Source organism: Roseomonas acroporae (assembly GCF_023223525.1).
Taxonomy (GTDB): Bacteria; Pseudomonadota; Alphaproteobacteria; order Acetobacterales; family Acetobacteraceae; genus Roseomonas_E; species Roseomonas_E acroporae.
Genome location: NZ_JALPRX010000001.1, coordinates 73455 through 91117 on the forward strand (window position 1 = coordinate 73455; position 17663 = coordinate 91117).

At 76.3% G+C, this 17663-nt stretch carries 14 protein-coding genes; 4 read left to right on the top strand and 10 right to left on the bottom strand.

Annotated features, from left to right (window positions below; all coding sequences use genetic code 11):
* Window positions 1-47: 47 nt before the first annotated feature.
* The 3 genes from M0638_RS00370 to M0638_RS00380 form a co-directional block, all read right to left on the bottom strand.
* On the bottom strand, window positions 48-197 hold the full coding sequence (locus M0638_RS00370; RefSeq protein ID WP_248664951.1) for an entericidin A/B family lipoprotein: 150 nt from the start codon (window positions 195-197) through the stop codon (window positions 48-50).
* A gap of 205 nt (window positions 198-402) precedes the next feature.
* The gene (gene yddG, locus M0638_RS00375) at window positions 403-1494 is read right to left on the bottom strand and encodes an aromatic amino acid exporter YddG (RefSeq protein WP_456316018.1); all 1092 of its coding nucleotides are present in this window, start codon (window positions 1492-1494) and stop codon (window positions 403-405) included.
* Window positions 1487-2293, bottom strand: coding sequence for an SDR family NAD(P)-dependent oxidoreductase (locus tag M0638_RS00380; RefSeq protein WP_248664953.1), 807 nt, complete (start codon window positions 2291-2293; stop codon window positions 1487-1489). The genes yddG and M0638_RS00380 overlap by 8 nt, the downstream gene beginning before the upstream one ends.
* 126 nt (window positions 2294-2419) lie before the next feature.
* Between M0638_RS00380 and M0638_RS00385 the strand changes: the two genes are divergently transcribed.
* From M0638_RS00385 to M0638_RS00395, 3 genes are all read left to right on the top strand, one after another.
* Window positions 2420-3355, top strand: a complete 936-nt coding sequence (locus M0638_RS00385; protein WP_282571749.1) for a YicC/YloC family endoribonuclease — start codon at window positions 2420-2422, stop codon at window positions 3353-3355.
* A 169-nt stretch (window positions 3356-3524) separates the two neighbouring features.
* A complete protein-coding gene (gene gmk / locus M0638_RS00390; protein WP_248664954.1) occupies window positions 3525-4145 on the top strand; it encodes a guanylate kinase in 621 nt (206 codons plus the stop codon).
* Between the two features lie 48 nt (window positions 4146-4193).
* Window positions 4194-5120, top strand: coding sequence for an AEC family transporter (locus M0638_RS00395; protein WP_248664955.1), 927 nt, complete (start codon window positions 4194-4196; stop codon window positions 5118-5120).
* A 142-nt stretch (window positions 5121-5262) separates the two neighbouring features.
* Here M0638_RS00395 and M0638_RS00400 read toward each other — a convergent pair whose 3' ends face one another.
* The 7 genes from M0638_RS00400 to M0638_RS00430 all read right to left on the bottom strand — a co-directional run bounded on the left by M0638_RS00400 (window position 5263) and on the right by M0638_RS00430 (window position 16260).
* Entirely contained in the window at window positions 5263-7311 is a 2049-nt protein-coding gene (locus M0638_RS00400) for a tetratricopeptide repeat protein (protein ID WP_248664956.1), read from the bottom strand.
* Between the two features lie 170 nt (window positions 7312-7481).
* The gene (rsmA, locus tag M0638_RS00405; RefSeq protein ID WP_248664997.1) at window positions 7482-8276 is read right to left on the bottom strand and encodes a 16S rRNA (adenine(1518)-N(6)/adenine(1519)-N(6))-dimethyltransferase RsmA; all 795 of its coding nucleotides are present in this window, start codon (window positions 8274-8276) and stop codon (window positions 7482-7484) included.
* A gap of 183 nt (window positions 8277-8459) precedes the next feature.
* Window positions 8460-9947: a peptidylprolyl isomerase gene (locus M0638_RS00410; protein ID WP_248664957.1), complete on the bottom strand. Its 1488-nt coding sequence runs from the start codon at window positions 9945-9947 to the stop codon at window positions 8460-8462.
* Window positions 9948-10014: 67 nt separating this feature from the next.
* The gene (locus tag M0638_RS00415; RefSeq protein ID WP_248664958.1) at window positions 10015-12435 is read right to left on the bottom strand and encodes an LPS-assembly protein LptD; all 2421 of its coding nucleotides are present in this window, start codon (window positions 12433-12435) and stop codon (window positions 10015-10017) included.
* Window positions 12436-12439: 4 nt separating this feature from the next.
* The gene (gene lptG / locus M0638_RS00420) at window positions 12440-13570 is read right to left on the bottom strand and encodes an LPS export ABC transporter permease LptG (RefSeq protein ID WP_248664959.1); all 1131 of its coding nucleotides are present in this window, start codon (window positions 13568-13570) and stop codon (window positions 12440-12442) included.
* A complete protein-coding gene (gene lptF, locus M0638_RS00425; protein WP_248664960.1) occupies window positions 13567-14805 on the bottom strand; it encodes an LPS export ABC transporter permease LptF in 1239 nt (412 codons plus the stop codon). Before lptF ends, lptG begins: the two co-directional genes overlap by 4 nt.
* 315 nt (window positions 14806-15120) lie before the next feature.
* The gene (locus tag M0638_RS00430) at window positions 15121-16260 is read right to left on the bottom strand and encodes a branched-chain amino acid ABC transporter substrate-binding protein (protein WP_248664961.1); all 1140 of its coding nucleotides are present in this window, start codon (window positions 16258-16260) and stop codon (window positions 15121-15123) included.
* Between the two features lie 379 nt (window positions 16261-16639).
* On the opposite strand from M0638_RS00430, the gene M0638_RS00435 reads away from it, so the two are divergent.
* Window positions 16640-17659 carry a YMGG-like glycine zipper-containing protein gene (locus M0638_RS00435; RefSeq protein WP_248664962.1) on the top strand — a complete coding sequence of 340 codons (1020 nt, stop codon included), beginning with the start codon at window positions 16640-16642 and terminating at the stop codon, window positions 17657-17659.
* Window positions 17660-17663: the final 4 nt, after the last annotated feature.

Here is a 17663-nt window from a genome sequence, read left to right on the forward strand (position 1 = left end):
GCCCAGGGGCTCTCGGCGCAGGGGCTCTCGGCTCAAGGGCCCTCGGCTCAGGGCCTCAGGCGCTCGGCGCTGTTGGTCACGGCGCGGCCGGCGGCGGAGACGTCCTCGCCGGCACCGGAGACGGTGTTGCAGGCGCCGAGCAGGGCGGTGACGCCGAGCATCAGGCAGAGGGCGAGGACCTTGGCGGAACGGTGCATGGTGCGAACCTCCTGACGGGACCAGGGAACGATCCGGCGCGGCGACAACACGCATCGCCTGCCGCGGTTCCCGGCCGGCGGCGACGGCCCGCGCGCCGCCGCGTCCCGGCCCCGACGAAAAGAGGTCCAGGAGGGCCTCGCCCTCCTGGTGGATGGGGTCCGGGGAAGGCAAGGCCTTCCCCGGGAGGCCGGCGAAGGCGGTGCCTCACCCCCCGCCGTCGCGCGCCGTCGCCGCCAGCATCCCGCCGCCCGCCACGAGCAGGGTGGCGATGCCGACCGAGGCGCCGAACGCGCCCTCGCCGGCGAGGATCAGCAGCAGCGTCGAGGCCACCGGCACGGCGTAGGCGAGGGTGCCGAGCAGGCGCGGGTCGCCGCGTTTCATGCCGACATCCCACAGGAAGAAGGCCGCGCCGACCGGCCCGAGGCCGAGCAGCAGCACGGCCAGCCACTGCCCGGCCGTCGGCGCCACGCTCCGCTCGAACCCCAGATGCGCGAGCGCGGCCAGGATGGCGGCGCTGGCGCAGAAGCCGGCCACCGCCTCGGTCGGCACGGCGGCGAGGCGTCGCGCCAGCACCGAGTAGAGCGCCCAGACCAGCGCGGCGGCGGCGGCGCAGGCGAAGCCCAGCGGGGCGTCCGGCCCGGCCGCCGCGCCCGCGCCCTTGTCGAGCAGCAGCAGCGCGCAGCCGAGCAGCCCCAGCGCCACGCCGAGCAGCCGGCGCGGCCCGAGGCGCAGCCCGAGCAGCGGCGCCGAGAGCAGCACGATCAGCAGCGGCCACAGGTAGTTCAGCAGGTTCGCCTCGACGGCCGGCGCCAGGGCCAGCGCCGCGAAGTAGAGGGCGTGGTAGCCGAACAGCCCGCCAACCCCGTGCAGCCAGGCGAGCGGCGGCTGGCGCAGCGCGCGCAGCCGGCCGCGCAGGGCCACCACCGCGAGGCCCAGCACCGCCGCGATGCCGAAGCCCAGCGCCGTCAGCTCGAAGGGCGGCAGTCCGGCCGCGCCGCGCGCCAGCAGGGCGAGCGTCGCCCACAGCATCAGCGCGCCGATGCCGGCCAGGGTGGCACCCTGGCTCGCGCCGCTACGCCGCGGGCCGCTCCGGCCCGCGGCGTCCCGCGCGCTGCCGGCCCGGCCCTCGGCACCGTGACCGGCGGCACCGGAGGGGGCGCCGTCGGGATCGGCCCGGCCGGCGCTGCCGCCGCCCGCGGCCTGCCGTGTTCCCGTGGCGCCCGAGGAGGGCAGGGGGAGCGTCCCGCCGCCGGCAGCATCCTCCGCCCCAGCCGCGACTTCCCGCCGCTCAGCCATGCAGCGCCGCGTCCGCCGCCTTGGCCGGCAGGCGCGCGAACAGCGCCGCGCGCCAGGCCGGCGGCAGCCCGCCCACCAGGCGCGCGCCGAGATACAGGGGCCGGGGAAAGGCGATCCGCACCCGCCCGGCGGCGAGGCCGCGCAGCGTCCGGCGCGCCGCCTCCCCGGGCTCCATCAGCATCGGCATGGGGAAGTCGTTCCTCGCCGTCATCGGCGTCCGCACGTAGCCCGGGCAGACGGCGCTGAGCCGCACGCCGCGCCGGCGCTCGGTGGCGTCCAGCGCCTCCGTCCAGCGCTGGACCGCCGCCTTGCTGGCGCAGTAGGCCGGCGCCCCCGGCACCGCGACGAAGGCGGCGATCGAGGCCACCACCGCCACCCGCCCGCGCACCCCGCCCGGCCCCGGCGGCCGCGCCGCCAGCACCGGCAGGGCCGGCAGCACCGTGTTCAGCACGCCGTCGATGTTGGTCGCGAACACCGCCCGCGCCTGTCCCGGCGGCTCCACCGCGCCGCCCGTGCCGGCCGAGATGCCGGCATTGGCGACGACGAGGTCGAGCGGGCCCGCGCCGCCGACCCAGCCCGCCATCGCATCGGCGTCGCGCACGTCGGCCACGCGCGGCAGCACCTCGGCCCCGGCGGCGCGGCATGCCGCCGCCGTCGCCTCCAGCCGCGCCGCGTCGCGGCCGCCGAGGTGCAGCGTCACGCCCGGCGCCGCCAGCGCCTCCGCCAGCGCGCGGCCGAGGCCCGAGGAGGCGCCGGTCAGCAGCACGTGCCGCCAGGGCCAGGACTCCGTCTCTCGCATGGCGCGCATGCACTCCTCTGAATCCCGGCTGCGCCGGGTGGCGAATCCCGGCCGCGCCGGCGGCAAATCCCGGCCGTGCCGGCTGGCCCTTGCATCCCGGCCGTGTCGGGTGGACAAGCCGGGCCCATGGCCACCGCGACCCCCGACGCCCCGCCCCTGTCCAGCATGACCGGCTTCGCGCGGGTGGACGGGATGATTCCCGGCGGCCCGGACGGCGCCGAGGGGCTGCCCTTCGCCTGGGAATTGCGCAGCGTCAATGGCCGCGGCCTCGACATCCGCCTGCGCCTGCCGCCCGGTCTCGACGCCGTCGAGCCGGCGCTGCGCGAGGCGGCGCAGGCGCGGCTGAAGCGCGGCAACGTCTCGGCGACGCTGACGGTGAAGCGCGAGGACCGCGCCCCGCGCCTCGTCGTCGATCCGTCGGCGCTGGCGCAGGCGCTGCGCCTCGCGCTGGACGTCGCGGACAGCATCCCCGGCGCCCCGCCGCCGCGTGCCGAGGCGCTGCTGGCCCTGCCCGGCATCCTCCGCACCGAGACCGCCGAGGAGAGCCCGGCCCAGCTCGAATCCCGGCGCGCCGCGGTGCAGGCCGGCTTCCTCGCGGCGCTGGACGGGCTGCTCGCCTCCCGCCGCGCCGAGGGGGCGCGGCTGCATGCCATCCTGACCACGCTGCTCGACGAGATCGCGGCGCTGCGCGCGGTCGCGATGGCCGAAGCCGCCACCCAGCCCGAGGCGCAGCGCGCGCGCCTGGCCGAGTCCCTCGCCGCGCTGCTCGGCGGCGAGCGGCGCGTGGCCGAGGAGCGGCTGGCGCAGGAAGTCGCGCTGCTGGCCACGAAATCCGACGTGCGCGAGGAGCTGGACCGGCTCGACGCGCACCTCCACGCCGCGCGCGCGCTGCTCGCCTCGGGCGAGGCGGTCGGGCGCAGGCTGGAGTTCCTGACGCAGGAATTCGTGCGGGAGGCGAACACGCTCTGCTCGAAATCGGCCTCGATCCCGCTGACCCGGATCGGCCTCGACCTCAAGGCCGCGATCGAGCGGCTGCGCGAGCAGGCGGCCAATGTCGAGTGAGCCTCCGGCCGCCTCCGGCCACGCGGCGGCCGGCGCGACCGGTGCCCCGCCCGGCCCCTTCGCCGGTCCCGCCCTCGCCGCTCACGCCGGCGGCCCCTCCGGTGCTCCCTCTGGAGGCCCCTTTGGCGGCCCCTCCGGCGGCCCGCAGGCCGCGACGGGCGGCTCGGTGATGAACCGGCGCGGCCTCTGCCTCGTGCTGGCGGCGCCGAGCGGGGCGGGCAAGTCCTCGGTCGGCCGCGCCCTGCTCGCCACCGATCCCAGCATCGCCCTCTCGGTCAGCGCCACCACCCGCGCCCCGCGCCCCGGCGAGGTGGACGGCGTGCACTACCACTTCCGCAGCCACGCCGAATTCGAGGCGATGATCGGCCGCGACGAGCTGCTGGAGCATGCCCACGTCTTCGGCCGCCGCTACGGCACGCCGCGCGCCCCGGTGCTGGCGGCGCTGGAGGCCGGGCGCGACGTGCTGTTCGACATCGACTGGCAGGGCCACCGCCAGCTCCGCGCCTCGCTCGGCGACGACGTGGTGGGCATCTTCCTGCTGCCGCCCAGCGTCGGCGAGCTGCGCCGGCGGCTGGAGGCGCGCCAGCAGGACGTGCCGGCCGAGATCGAGCGCCGCATGCAGGCCGCGCGCGACGAGATCGTCCACTGGGACGAATTCGGCCACGTGCTGGTCAACCGCGACTTCGATTCGACCGTGGTCGCGGTACGCACCATCCTCGCCGCCGCGCGCCTGGCGCGGGCACGCCAGCCCTGGCTGCCCGGCTTCGTGGGCGCGCTGATGCGTGAATAGGGGCGGGACCCCGCCCGCCGCCAGGAGATCCCGGGAGGGCCATCGGGCATGACCGGCGTGCTGGTCCTGGTGGCGCCGATCTTCGCGCTGGTGGCGCTCGGCGCCGTCGCGGCGCGCTTCCGCTGGCTGACGCCCGAGGGCTTCCGCGGCGTCAACGACTTCGTCTTCACCCTGGCCTCGCCGGCGCTGCTCTTCGCCAACGGCATGTCCGGCCAGGCGGGGCGGGCGCAGGTGGCGGTGGTGTTCTTCGCCGCCTGCTTCGCCGTGTACGGGCTGGCGCTGCCGATCGGCCGGCGGCTGCTGGGGCTGGACCTGACCGCCGCCGGCCTCTTCGCCCTCAACGCCGTGTTCGGCAACACGCTGATGCTCGGCGTGCCGATCGTGCTGGCGGCCTACGGGCAGGCGGGGCTGTCGCTGCTGCTCGGCATCGTCGCCCTGCACGCGCTGCTGCTGCTGCCCGTCGCGACGGCGGTGGCGGAACTGGGGCTGGGCGGCGGTGCCTCGGTCGCGCGCATCCTGTACGCCACGCTGCGCTCGGTCCTGCGCAACCCGATGGTGGTGGCGGTGGCGGCGGCCTTCGTGCTGCACCATCTCGGGCTGGTGCTGCCCGACCTGCTGCGCCGCATCCTGGAATGGGTGGGCGGCACCACCTCGCCGCTGGCGCTGTTCTGCCTCGGCGGCAGCCTGGTGGGCTTCGGCGGCGTGCGGGAGCTGCGCGACAGCGTCGTCGCGAGCGTGCTGAAGCTGCTGGTGATGCCCGCGCTGGCGCTGCTGCTCTGCCGGCTGGCGGAGATGACGCCGCTGGAGACGGCGGTGGTGGTCACGGCGGCGGCGCTGCCCACGGGTGCCAACGCCTTCATCCTGGCCCGGCGCTACACGGTGGGCGCCGACCGTTCCGCCTCCACCGTGCTGTTCTCCACCATGGTGTCGGTGCTCACCCTGGCCTTGCTGCTCGGCTGGTTCGGGGTGGGCTGACCCCGCACCGGCCCCGACCCGCGCGGAGCGGCCGTGCGCCGCACCGGCGCGCCATCCCGGCCCGCAACGGCGCGGACCGGCATCACGCCGCGCGGGCCGCCGCGCGCGTGCCGCGCGCGGCGCTCCCGGCGCCATGGCGGGGTCAGGGCGAGGCGGGCTTCGCGGCCGGGGCGGGGCGCGTGCCGGCGCGCGGTTCCTCCCGTCCCGCATTCCGGCCGCCCTCCTCGCGCCGCCGCTCCCGATCCCGCTCGCGGCTGCGCTCGCGATCCCGTTCCCGATCTTCGGCCCGATCGCTGGCCCGATCACTGGTCCGATCGTTGGCCCGGTTCCTGGTCCGGTCCCTGTTGCCTTCCCCGGTCCGGTCCCGGTCGGTGGCGCGCGGCCTGTCCTCGCGCTCGGCCCGGCCGCGCCGCTCCTCCCGACGGGGCTCCGAGGCTTCCCGGCGGGCCGGCCTGTTCCGGTCCGCCCGGTTCCCGCGCGGTGGGGTCTCCGCGCCGCGGACGGCAGGCGGCGCCGGTCCGGGCGCCGGATCGGCGGACGGCGCCGGCGTCGCCGTCGCGGGGGCGGAACCGGGCGCGTTTCCCGGGGCCTCGCGGGGCGGCGAGGCCATGCGGGCCGCGCCGCCGGGTGGTGGGCCATCGGAGGTACCGCGGGGGCCGGGAGCCGCCGCCGGCGGCGCCGCGCCCGCCGTCCTGGCGGGGCTCGCCGGCGCGCCCGGACCGCGTGCCGCGGCGGCGCCGGCCGCAGCGCCTGCCGTCCCGGCGGCGGCACCAGCGGCGGCATTGGCGGCAGCGCCGGCGGCATTGGCGGTCGGTCCGCCCGGCTGGGGCGCCGGGTCGGCGGGCGGCGTGGCCTGGGCCATCATGGCGAGCACTTGGCTGCGCAGCCCGGCGGCGGCCTCGCGGCCGTCCCGCTCCGGCTCCGTCCGCATCGCCACCGAAAGCCAGTGCTCGGCCGAGCGGGCGGCGGCCATGTCGAATTGCGGTCCCTGGAAGACGCGCATGTAGAAGTGGCTGCCGAGCAGGAAGGGGGCGCGGCTCTGGCCCGCCTCGGCCGCCGCCTGCCACCAGCGCTCCGCCGCCGCGTCGTCGCGCGCCACGCCGTCGCCCACCCGGTACATGCGGCCGAGCAGCATGGCGGCCTCGCCGCGTCCCTGGGCCGCCGCCGCCTCCAGCCAGCGTACCGCCTCGGCCGGCTCGCGCGCCACGCCACGGCCCTCGTGCAGGCGCCGGCCCAGCTCCGCCTGCGCGTCGGCGTCGCCGGCCTCGGCGGCGGTGCGGCAGAGGGCGAGGCCCTGCGCCGGGTCGCGGCCGACGCCGCTGCCCTCGAGATAGGCCAGCCCCAGCGGGCAGAGCGCCGGGATGTGCCCGGCGGCGGCCGCGCGCCGGTACCAGCCGACCGCGCGCGCCATGTCGCGCCGTCGGCCGCCCTGGCCGCGCGCGAGGCAGTCGCCGGTCAGGCGCTGCGCCTCGGGGTCGTCGCGGTTGGCCGCCTGCTCGAACAGGTCGCAGGCCCGCTTCGGGTTGCGCCGTGGGCCGGCGAGGAGCTGCCGGCCTTCCTGCACCAGATCGGCCGTCGTGGGGCCGGCGGTCGCGGGCGGCGGCACCTCCGTCGGTGCCGGCGGCGCGTCGGCGGCGCCGGACGCGTCGGCAGCGGGCGGGGCCGCCGCCGAGGCGGGCGTCGGTGCCCCGTTGCCGCCACCCGACGCGGGGGCGGCCGTCGGCCCGGCGGGGGAAGGTGGCTGGGACGCCGCGAGGGGCGCCGCCGAGGCGGGTGCCTGGGGCGATGCGGGTGGCGGCGCCGGACGGGCCGCCGCGCTGTCGGGCGCCGCCATGCCCGGCTCGGTGGCGCGGGGCGCGGCGGCGTCGGCAGGCGGAAGGGGGGCGGCGGGTTCCGGCGACGGGCTCGGCGCCGCCACCTCGGATCGGCGCGCCCGTGGCGGCCGTGCCTCCGGCGTGGCCGCCGGCGACAGCGGCGCACGTGCCGGCGCGGCCTCGGCCGGCGTCGCCGCCGGTTCGGCCGACCCCGCCGCCCGTTCCGGCGGCGATGCCGGCCTCGGCGCCGGCTCCGGCGCCTCGGGCAGGTCCGCGCCCGCCGGCCGGTCCGCCGGCGCGGCGACCGGCTGCCCGGCCGGCGCCTCGCCGCCGGCGGCGAGGCCGGGCTGGACCAGCGCCCCGCCCAGCAGCAGCAACGTCGCCGCCCGGCACAGCCCGATGCTGGCCCTGGAGCGGATCGCCGGCGGCCGGCCAGGCCCGGAGGCGCGAAGCCGCGCGGAAAACGACGAGAGGGAGCGGAACGCAGCCGCAACCGGACCGCGTTCCGCTCCAGGCAACACCCCGCGCACCACCATGGTGCCCCTCCTCAGCCGCGCGCCAGCAGCGCGCGGGCCAGCGTATCGAACTCGGCCACCGAGAGCGTCTCCGCCCGCCGCTCGCCGGCGATGCCGGCCGCCGCCAGCAGCGCCTGCGGCTCGCCGAGCGGCTTCAGCGCCGAGCGCAGCATCTTGCGCCGCTGGCCGAAGGCCGCCGCCGTCAGCCGCTCCATCGCGCGGAACAACGCGGGCGACGGCGCCTCGGGGCGCGGCACCAGGCCGACCACGGCGGACCAGACCTTGGGCGGCGGCGTGAAGGCGCCGGGCGGCAGCCGCAGCAGCATCGTCGCCTCGCAGCGCCACTGCGCCAGCACGCCGAGCCGGCCATAGGCCTCGCTGTCCGGCGGCGCCACGATCCGCTCGGCGACCTCCTGCTGGAACATCAGCGTCATCGACTCGAAATCGGCCGCCCGCCGCAGCCAGCCCACCAGCAGCGGCGTGCCGACGTTGTAGGGCAGGTTGGCGACGATCCGGCGCGGCGCGGGCAGCAGCGCGGCCGCGTCCACCGTCAGCGCGTCCGCCTCCAGCACGCGCAGGCGCCCCGGATGCGCCGCCTCCAGCTCGGCGAGCGCCGCGACGGCGCGCCGGTCCAGCTCCACCGCCAGGACGTGCGCGGCCGGCGTGGCGAGCAGGGCGCGGGTCAGCCCGCCCGGCCCCGGCCCGACCTCCAGCACCTGCCGCCCCGCCATCTCCCCCGCCAGCGCCGCGATGCGGGCGCACAGGCCGGGGTCGAGCAGGAAGTGCTGGCCGAGCGAGCGGCGCGGCTCGATGCCGTGCCGCAGCATGGTGTCGCGGATCGAATCCGTCACCGCCGCCGGTCCGGATCCGGTCCGGAGGGGGGCCAGGGGGCTTCGCCCCCGGCGGGAAGCGCGGAGGGGCGACGCCCCCGCGCCGGGACCCGGGGCAGCGCCCCGGTGCCGCGCCGCCCGGTCAACGGCCCGGTCAACAGCCCGGTCAACGGCCCGGTCTCAGGAGCCGCGCATCTCGATCTGCGCGCGGCGGCGCAGGTCGCGCTGGAGCTGGCGCGAGACGTTCTCGGCCCGGTCGCGCACGAGCTGGGTGCGCGCCTGGTCCGGCGTCACCTCGGCGAGGTTGCGGGTCTCGCGCGAGCAGACGGCGATCACCATCACGCCGTCCTGCGAGATGATGGGCTGCGACGCCTTGTTGATCGGCAGCCCGGCCAGGAGCTGGCGCAGCGGCGGCGGGTTGATCGACTCCAGCCGCACCTCGCCCGGGTCGCTCGGGCGGACATTGCCGGCGGCGCGGTTGGCGGCGTCCACCTGGTCGCAGGTGGCGGTGTTCTGCATCGCCTTGGCGCGGTTGACGACGGCGATCTGCTGCTCGGTCGGGTTCTGCGGGTCGAGCGGCGCGCTGAAGGGCCAGAAGGCCTGGCGCATGCTCATGATGGTGGCGTCGTCGCGCCCGACCAGCCGCTTCTGCCGCAGGCCGACGATCTGGAAGCCGCCGGGGACGCGGATCGGGTTGCTGATCGCGCCCACCGGCATCTGCGAGACGATGCGCGCCACCTCGGTGTCGAGGTTGGAGGGCTGCACCCAGCCGAGATCGCCGCCCGAGAGCGCGGTCTGCGCCTGGGAGAACTGCGTGGCGACCACGGCGAAGGGCGTGCCGGAGCGGAGCTGGCTCACGATGTCGTCCACGAAGCGGCGCAGCTCGGCCTCGCCGCCCGGCGTGTCGAGGGGGACGAAGATCTCGGAGACCTGGTACTCGGGCTGGCCGGTGCGGGCGCGGATGGAGGCGAGCAGGTCGCGCACCTCGGCCTCGGAGGGGTTGGCCTGCTCGCCGAGCATGGCGCGGATCAGCCGCGCCCAGCCGATCTGCACGCGGATCTGGTCGAAGAAGACGCGCGGCTCGGCGCCGGCGGCGCGGATCTGGGCGACGAGGCCGCCGGGCGGCAGGCCGTTGCGCCGCTCCACGTCGGCCACCGCGTCGGCCACGTCCTCGTCCATCACCGGGATGCGGCGGCGCTGGATCTCCTGCATGCGCAGGCGCTCGTCCACCAGCAGGCGGGTCACCTGGGCGTTGAGCCGGTTCAGCACCTCGGGCGAGGCCTGCAGGCCGGCGTTCAGCGCGAAGAGGCGGCGGCGGCTGTCCACGTCGGCGCGGCTGACCACGTCGCCGTTGACCACGGCGACGATGCGGTTGGCCCCCGACATGTCCGGCGCCGGGCCGGCGGCGGTGCCGCGCGGGCCGGCCTGGGGGCGGCCGTTGTGGGCACCGGGCGCTCCCCCCTGGCTCCCCCCCGGCGGCGCCGCGCGGGAGGCGCCCGGCGGCGGGCCGGGCTGCGCGAGGGCCTGGCCCGGCAGGACGACGGCGAGTGCGGCGGCGAGCGCCGCGGCGAGCGCATTGGAGGCGAGCAGGTTGGGGGGGGCGAGCGCGGCGCGCGGCGGGGCCGGTCGGGAAGGGGCCGGACGGGTGGGGGGCGGGGCGCTCGGCATGGCAGGGGGTGGTCTTTCGTGGGCGGGGCGTGTGGGAGGGCGTTTCGGTTGGGCGTCCGGCCCGGGCTCAGAGGGCCCGGAAGCCGAAGTCGCCGATGGTCTTGAGGCCGATGCGGAACAGCAGCAGCGTGTTCGAGGCGTATTGCCGGCCGTTCGACGGGTCCTCGGCGAAGCGCCGGAGGTAGCGCAGGTCGAGGATGAAGCACTCGTCCTCGTACAGGGCCGAGACGTAGGCCGAGACGGGCCGGGAGATGGCGATCCCATAGCGGCCCGTGGCCCCGAAGGTCCAGCGCCCGATGCGGGTGTTGATGCCCGCCGAGACCTCCTCGCGCGGCTTGCCGGTGGGCGTCAGGTAGGGAAGGGAAGGGGTCAGCAGGTAGCCGCCGCTCAGGCCGACATTGCCCATCTGCACGTTGGCCGAGACGTCGGTGAAGTTGGTGTTCCAGGTGTCGTTGTCGAAGCGGGCGCGGCCGATCAGCGAGAGCCAGGGCACCGGCGAGAGGGTGGCGCGCGCCACCGTGTCCGAGGAGCGGCCCTCCAGCCCCGAGCCCTCGAAGAAGGTGGAGTCCCGGTGGAAGCGGAAGGAGCGGCCGACCAGCCCCTCGATCTGCCCGCCATTGGGGAACAGCCAGGCGCCGCGGAAGGCGGCGTCGACGCGGCTGCCGCCCTCCAGCCGGTCGCGGCCGGTGAAGCGGTTGAGGGCGAAGAGGTTGGCATCGGTGAATTCGAGGTCGATGCTGTCCTCGTTCGGCCGGTTGCGCTGCGCGCCGGTGTTGGGGCCGGTGACGAGCTGCACGTGCGGCTCGATGATCTGGGTGCCGTACTCGCCGGCGCTGCGGGCGAGCGGCCAGCGCCAGTCCACGGCGAGGCGCGGGATGGCGTCGCCGTTGGTGCCGTTGGCGCGCGGCAGGTCGACCGGATCCGCGGCCTGCCCCTGCGCCCAGTAGCCGCGCGTGTCGATCTGCGCCTGGAAGTTCCACAGCCCGCCCGCGTTGTCGGTGCGCGGCAGGCTGTAGTTGAGGCGCCCGGCCAGGCGGCGCGTGTCGGCGCCGCTGTCGCGCAGCACGTTGAGCGCGCTGACGTCCCAGGTCAGCCGCCCGCCGATGCGGTCCGCCGCCATCTGCCGCTCGTAGTAGGCGTTGGGCAGCACGTAGGGCGTGTTGCGGGTCAGGTCGACCTGCGGGCGCAGGCCCTGGTAGGCGCGCATGTCGATGCGGGCGTAGGCCGAGGTGTCCCAGAAGCCCTCCGTGTAGATCACGGTGGGCAGCACCGGCCGGGCGCCGAAGCGGTAGATGCGCAGGTAGAGCTCGTTGGAGGCGCGGTTGACGTCGAAGCCCGCGCGCCAGTTCTCGTCGAGGGTGAAGCGGCCCTTGGCGAAGATGTGCCCGTTCAGCCCCGGCGCGCCGTTGGAGTAGCCCGAGATGTCGTTGGTGCGCAGGTAGGCGATCGAGCCCTGGGCCTGGATCTCGCCGAAGTTGAACCGGCGCCGGTATTCGAGCGAGAGGCTCGGCGGCACGTCGGTCGCGAAGATCGGCGCGATCGTCAGGTCCTGGGCGTCGTCGATCGCCCAGTAGTAGGGCGTCTCGGCGAAGGCGCCGAGGAAGCGCGTGTAGCCGAAGGTGGGGAACAGGAAGCCCGAGGCGCGCGGCGTCGAGGGGTCGGGGTGCGAGAGGTAGGGCGTGTAGAAGGTCGGGATGCCCGCGAACTGCACCGTGGCGTCGCGGTACTCGATGCGGTGCGCCTCCTGGTCGTGGCTGGCCACACGCGCGCGCACCTGCCAGAGCGGCGCGCGCATCGGGTCCTCCCGGCACAGGTCGCAGGAGGAATAGACCACGCGGGCGAAGTCGGTGACGGTGCCGCCGTGCCGGCGCGCGCCGTTGGCGGCGACGCGGCCGTTGGCGGCGAGCAGGCCGCGCAGCCCCTCCAGCACGCCCTCCTTCATGTCGCCGGTCAGCTCGGCGTAGTCGGCGAACAGCACCTGCCCGTCCGGCTCCATGAGCTGGACGTGGCCGCGCGCCGTGGCGACGCCGGTGTTACGGTTGTAGGTGAACTCGTCGGTGCGCAGGATGCGCTCGCCCTGCCACGCCTCGACATGGCCGCGCGCGGTGACCACGCCCGCCTCGCGGTCGTACTGCACCTCGTCGGCGGTGAAGGTGACCGGGCTGTTGCGGTCGGCCGGGGCGCGCGCCCCGCCCACGGCGGCGCCGATCGGGCCGCCGCCGGGAAGGCCGCCGGGGCGGGGGGGCGGCGTGGCGGGCGCGGCGGGCGGCGCGGCGACGCCGGCGGTCGCCGCGTCGATGCCCTGCGCCCTGGCCGTGCCGGACGGGCCGGCCAGCGGCACGGCCATGCCGGCGCACAGGCAGCCCGCCAGGATGAGCCGCCCGCGCCGGCGCGCCGGCGCGGCGTCGCAGCGCAGCGCCCGGCGGACGCGGCCGGGAAGGTCCGCGGGCATGGCGGCGCGGGAAGGTGCAGTGGCGTCCGCGCGCATGGTCTCAGCCATCCTCGAGGTGCAGCAGCAGGGTCAGGGCCAGCAGCAGGCCGGCGACGGAAGGGGCCCAGGCGGCGAGCACCACGGGCAGGGTGCCCGCCTCGCCCAGCTCGTCCGACACCTTGTCGAGCACGAACAGGGCGAAGCCGGCGGCGACGCCGGCCGCGATCATCTGCGCGACGCCGCCGCGCCGGGTCGAGCGCATGGAGAAGCCGGCGGCGAGCAGCGCCATGCAGGCGGCCAGCAGCGGCAGCGCCAGCAGGCTCTGGAAGTGCAGCCGGTGGCGGACCGCCGAGAAGCCGGCCGCCTCCAGCACGCCGATGAAGGCGGGCAGGGTCCAGAAGCTCAGCGTGTCCGGCGTCGCGAAGCTTTCCTCGATCCGGTCCGGCGTGAGGTCGGTGGGCAGGACGATGCGCGCCTGCGCGACGCCGGTGCGCGTCGCGCCGAACACGGTCGCGTCCTCCAGCTCCCAGCGGCCGCCGTAGAGCCGCGCCACCGGCGCCTCGATCCGCTCCAGCGGCTGGTCGCCGGGCGAAAGGCGCCAGACGCTGACGTCGTTCAGCACGAAGCCCGAGGCCGTGCCGGCCTGCCGGCCCGGCCGCGGCGCCGGCCGGCCGCTGAGGATGGCGACGCCGTGCGGGTCGAGCCCGGCATCCGCCTGGCGGAGCCAGAGCTTGCCGCCCGCCAGCGCCGTCATGCCGCCGCCGCTGCGCAGGTAGGCGGCGTCCAGCCGCTCCGCCCGCGCCAGCAGCACCGAGGAGAGGGGCGAGACCAGGGTGGTGGCGGCGATGCCGAAGGCGATCGCGACCAGCACCGGGCCGGCCAGGAAGCCCCAGGCGGAGATGCCGGCGGCGCGCGCCACGATCAGCTCCGAGGAGCGCGTCAGCCGCCAGAAGGCGACGATGCCGCCCAGCAGCAGCGCGAAGGGCAGGATCTGCATCGCCACGAAGGGCAGGCGCATGGCGGCGATGGCGGTGACCAGCGCGAAGCTGGCGTCCGGCCGCGTCGCGGAGCGGCGCAGCAGCTCGATGAAGTCGAACAGGGCGACGAGGCCGGTCAGCGCCGCCAGCATGGCGAAGGCCATGCCGGCGAAGCGGCGGGCGACGTAGAGCGACAGCGTGCCGGCGATGTTCATGCCCGGCCCATCGCCGTCACCCCGCTCCTGCCGCCCTGGACCGCCGACTCCGCGCCGGGCGCCGTTCCGGCGAAACCGGCCGACGGCTGCGGCCGGCGCGGCGCGCGGCGGGGCACGCCGGGGGCGCCCGCCACCCACCAGGCCGCGACGAGGCCGGGGGCGATCGCGTGCAGCCAGATCAGCGGAATCAGCGTCGGCCGCTTCGCCGCGAGGTTGCCGACCGCCAGGCCGAGCGCGAGCAGCCCGACCACGATCAGCACCCCCGCCGCGATGCGCAGCGCACCGCCGTGGCGGCGGAAGCCGCCGGTCAGCGACACGGCCAGCGCCACCATGGCGAAGGAGATGGCGGTGAGCGGGGCGGAAAGGCGCTGGTGGCCCTCGGCGCGGTACTTGTCGATGTCGCGCTGCGGCAGCCGCTCGGCGGGATCGGGGTTGAACAGCTCGTCGAGGCTGCGCTCGCGCGAATCGCGGTTGCGCGTCTCCTCGGAGCGGGTGGCGCGGGCCAGGTCCACCGTGTTCTCGGCGAAGCTGAGCGAGGAGAGGCGCGAGGTCGCGGGCGTGCCGGGCGGCGAGCCGGCGGGGGGCGCCACGCGCTCCACCTGCTGGCGCACGCCGTTGATCAGCGTCACGCGCGGGCCCTGCGGCGTCGAGGCGATGCGCCCCGCCTCGGCCAGGATGGTGACCGGGTTGCCGCGGTCGCGCGCGTCGTGCACCAGGATGCCGTGCAGGGTGCCGTCGCGGTCGCGCCGCCGCGCGTAGACGGTGAGGTCGCCGCCCACCGAGGAGAACACGCCCTCCTGCAGCAGGATGGCCGCCATCTGGTTGCGGATCTCGTACTGCCAGGTGCGGAAGGCGGTGTGGCTGATCGGCACCAGCCAGAGGTTCAGCCCGTAGCAGAGCAGGGTCGAGAGCAGCGCCAGCGCCAGCACCGGGCGGGAGAGCCGCCACTGCGACAGCCCCGCCGCGCGCATCACCACGAGCTCGCGGTCGGCGGCGAGGCGGATGTAGCAGAACAGCGCCACCACGAAGGTGGTGATGGGCAGGATCACCGCGAAGAAGCTCGGCAGCATCAGCGAGGTCAGCTCGACGAACACGGCCAGCGAGAGGCCGCGGTCGAGCACCAGCTCGATGAAGCGGAGCGACTGCGTCAGCCACACCAGCGCCGCCAGTCCCACCGTCACGGCGAACAGCGAGACCAGGAGCTGGCGCAGGATGTAGCGGTCAATGCGGGGCATCGGTGGCGGGGCGTCCGGGGCGGGTATCGGGCCAGGCGTTGTCGGCGGCGGGCCCCGCTGGCGGAGCCGCGTTCCGGCGACCGCTTCGCGAGCCCGTCGGGCGGCGGACACTACCAGCCGCACCGGCAGGGTCAAAGCATGGCGCGTCCGCGCAACGGAACGGCCGGACAACATCCTGTGTTAACAGGGGGATGTCCGCCGGAGCTGATCCCCCGCCGCAGCGGTTGCCGCCCGGCCGGGAACGGGCGCGGGCCGCGGGCGCCACGCCGCGCCTCCCCGCGGGCTCTCCCTCCCGGCCTCCCGGCGCCGGCGCGTTCAGCTCATCTCGGCGTAGGAGCCGTTGCGCCAGATGTAGAACACGTAGTCCGGCACGGTGACGTCGCCCTTGGCGTCGAAGGAGACCGGCCCGAGCACGGTGTTCCAGGGGCCGCCGGCCTTGATGGCCTGCGCCACTTGGCGCGGCTGGGTGCTGTTGGCCTTGGTCGCCGCCTGCGCCCAGATCTGCACCGCGGCGTAGGTGTAGAGGGTGTAGCCCTCGGGATCGATGCCCTTCGCCTTGAAGCGCGCCACCACCTCGGCCGCCGAGGGGCGCTTGCGCGGGTCGGAGGAGAAGGTCATCAGCGTGCCTTCGCCGGCGCCGCCGGTGATCTGCCAGAACTCGTTGGTCACCAGCGCGTCGCCGCCGATCAGGGTGACGTTCATCCCCTGCTCCTTGGCCTGGCGCAGGATCAGCCCGGCCTCGGTGTGGTAGCCGCCGATGTAGATCACCTCGATGCCGGCGGCCTTCATGCGCGAGACGATGGCGCTGTAGTCGCGTTCGCCCGGCGTGTAGGCGGCGTAGAGCGTCTCGGTCGTCCCGGCCGCGTTCAGCGCCTTCCTGGTCTCGTCCGCCAGCCCTTTGCCGTAGGCCGAATTGTCGTGGAGGATGGCCACCTTCTTGCCGCGGAAATGCTCGGCGATGTACTTGCCGGCCACCTGGCCCTGCTGGTCGTCGCGGCCGCAGGTGCGGAAGGTGTTCCAGCCGCCCTGGTCGGTGAAGACCGGGTTGGTGGAGGCGGGGCTGATCTGCAGGATCCCCTCCTCGGCGTAGACCTTGCTCGCCGGGATCGAGGAGCCGGAGCAGAAGTGCCCGGCCACCATCCTCACGCCGCGGCTGGCGAGCTGGTTGGCGAGCGAGACTGCCTGGCGCGGGTCGCAGGCATCGTCGCCCACCTCCAGCGCGATGCGCTGGCCGAGCACGCCGCCCGCCTTGTTGAGGTCCTCCACCACCTGCTCGGCGCCCGCCTTCATCTGCGCGCCGAAGGCGGCGTACTGGCCGGTCATCGGGCCGGCTACGGCGATGCGCACCGTGCCCGACGAGGGCCCCGATTGGGCGAGCGAGATGCGGGGGGCCAAGCCGGCCACGCCCGCGCCGGCGGCGAGCATGGCGCCGAGGGTCTGCCTACGCGTCGTCATCGTCGGTCTCCGGATTCGGCGCGGCCCGCCGAGGGGGCGGCCGCCTGCATCGGCACGGAGGTTAGGCGAGGCGATCGGGCCTTGCCCAGCGGCTTGCCCGGGCAGGCCGCGCCGCCGGCGGCGCCCGTCTCACGGCCCGCACCGGTGCGCTGCCGGAAGTGCTCGGGCCGGCCGGGGGCGGGCCGCGCTCCCGCCCGGCCCTGGTGGCGGTCGGTGGGTGGGACCGTCAGGCGCGGGGGAGGGCGGCCGCCCCGCCCGCCGCCCCGTCCAGGACCCGCTCCGATCGCGGGCGGCTCGTTTCGAGCCCGTCTTGCGGCGTTGTCAATCGATCTGTAAGTTTCTCGAAGTTACAATAGGTTGCCGTTCTGGGGAGCGTAGCATGCCGTCGCACACCACCCCGTCCGCCCTGCGCCGGGGTACCGCCATGCTGACCGCGACCGCCATCCTGGTGGCCGGCTGCACCACGCAGATGCAGCGCATCGGCGCGGATGACGGCACCGATGCCTGCCGGCCCCAGCTGGTGGCGCTCGACTCGACCGGCAATTTCTTCGGCGAGGACATCGTCAAGGGCGCCGTCACCGGCGCGGTGGTGGGCGGCCTGATCGGCGGCCTCGCCTCCGGCAATTGGCGCGGCGCCGCGATCGGCGCGGCGGCGGGCGGCGTCGCGGGCGGCGTCGGCGGCTACCTCGCGGCGCGGCAGCGGCAGGCGCAGGACCAGGCGGCGCTGAACGCCAGCATCGCCGGCGACCTCTACCGGGAGGTGGGCGAGCTGGAGAAGACGCAGATCGCCTTCGACCAGCTCATGGACTGCCGCTTCGGGCAGGCGCAGCAGATCCGCGCCGACTACCGTTCCGGCCGCATCCCGCGCGCCCAGGCGGAGGCGGCGATGGCGGTGGTGCGCGGCCGCGCCCAGCGCGACCTGCAGCTCGCCCAGTCCATCAACGAGCGCATCGGCACGCGCGGCGCCGAATTCGACACGGCGGTCGAGAGCGTGGCCCCCGGCACCAAGGCGCAGGTGGCCAGCCGCTACGGTGCCGGCGGCCGCCCGATGGTGACGCTGGTCACCGCCCAGCCCGTGGCGCTGCGCCTGCGCCCGGATCCGCGCGCCCCCGAGATCGGGCAGGTCACGGCGCGCCAGTCCGTGCAGGTCAAGCCGGCGGCCGGCGGCTACGCCATGGTGGTGCTGCCCGACGGCCAGCGCGGCTACGTGCCGGCCTCCCAGGCCTTCGGCGCGCGCGGCGCCTCGATGCGCGCGGCCGCGCCGCCGCCGGCCGCGCAGAACAGCGACGTGCGGACCCTGGCCGCCAGCACCATCGTCCGGCGCGACAATTTCAGCGACAGCGTCAGCACGGCCCAGACCGCCATCGCGGGCGGCGGCTTCGAGCTGGCGCCGGCCTGACCGG

Excerpts from the sequence above, each read along its gene's own strand:
- M0638_RS00370 (WP_248664951.1), bottom strand. The coding sequence starts at position 197 with ATGCACCGTTCCGCCAAGGTCCTCGCCCTCTGCCTGATGCTCGGCGTC.
- M0638_RS00415 (WP_248664958.1), bottom strand. The coding sequence starts at position 12,435 with ATGCGCGCGGACGCCACTGCACCTTCCCGCGCCGCCATGCCCGCGGAC.
- lptG (WP_248664959.1), bottom strand. The coding sequence starts at position 13,570 with ATGAACATCGCCGGCACGCTGTCGCTCTACGTCGCCCGCCGCTTCGCC.
- M0638_RS00430 (WP_248664961.1), bottom strand. The coding sequence starts at position 16,260 with ATGACGACGCGTAGGCAGACCCTCGGCGCCATGCTCGCCGCCGGCGCG.
- gmk (WP_248664954.1), top strand. The coding sequence starts at position 3,525 with ATGAACCGGCGCGGCCTCTGCCTCGTGCTGGCGGCGCCGAGCGGGGCG.
- yddG (WP_456316018.1), bottom strand. The coding sequence starts at position 1,494 with ATGGCTGAGCGGCGGGAAGTCGCGGCTGGGGCGGAGGATGCTGCCGGC.
- M0638_RS00385 (WP_282571749.1), top strand. The coding sequence starts at position 2,420 with ATGGCCACCGCGACCCCCGACGCCCCGCCCCTGTCCAGCATGACCGGC.
- M0638_RS00435 (WP_248664962.1), top strand. The coding sequence starts at position 16,640 with ATGCCGTCGCACACCACCCCGTCCGCCCTGCGCCGGGGTACCGCCATG.
- M0638_RS00380 (WP_248664953.1), bottom strand. The coding sequence starts at position 2,293 with ATGCGAGAGACGGAGTCCTGGCCCTGGCGGCACGTGCTGCTGACCGGC.
- rsmA (WP_248664997.1), bottom strand. The coding sequence starts at position 8,276 with ATGCTGCGGCACGGCATCGAGCCGCGCCGCTCGCTCGGCCAGCACTTC.
- M0638_RS00410 (WP_248664957.1), bottom strand. The coding sequence starts at position 9,947 with ATGCCGAGCGCCCCGCCCCCCACCCGTCCGGCCCCTTCCCGACCGGCC.
- M0638_RS00395 (WP_248664955.1), top strand. The coding sequence starts at position 4,194 with ATGACCGGCGTGCTGGTCCTGGTGGCGCCGATCTTCGCGCTGGTGGCG.
- lptF (WP_248664960.1), bottom strand. The coding sequence starts at position 14,805 with ATGCCCCGCATTGACCGCTACATCCTGCGCCAGCTCCTGGTCTCGCTG.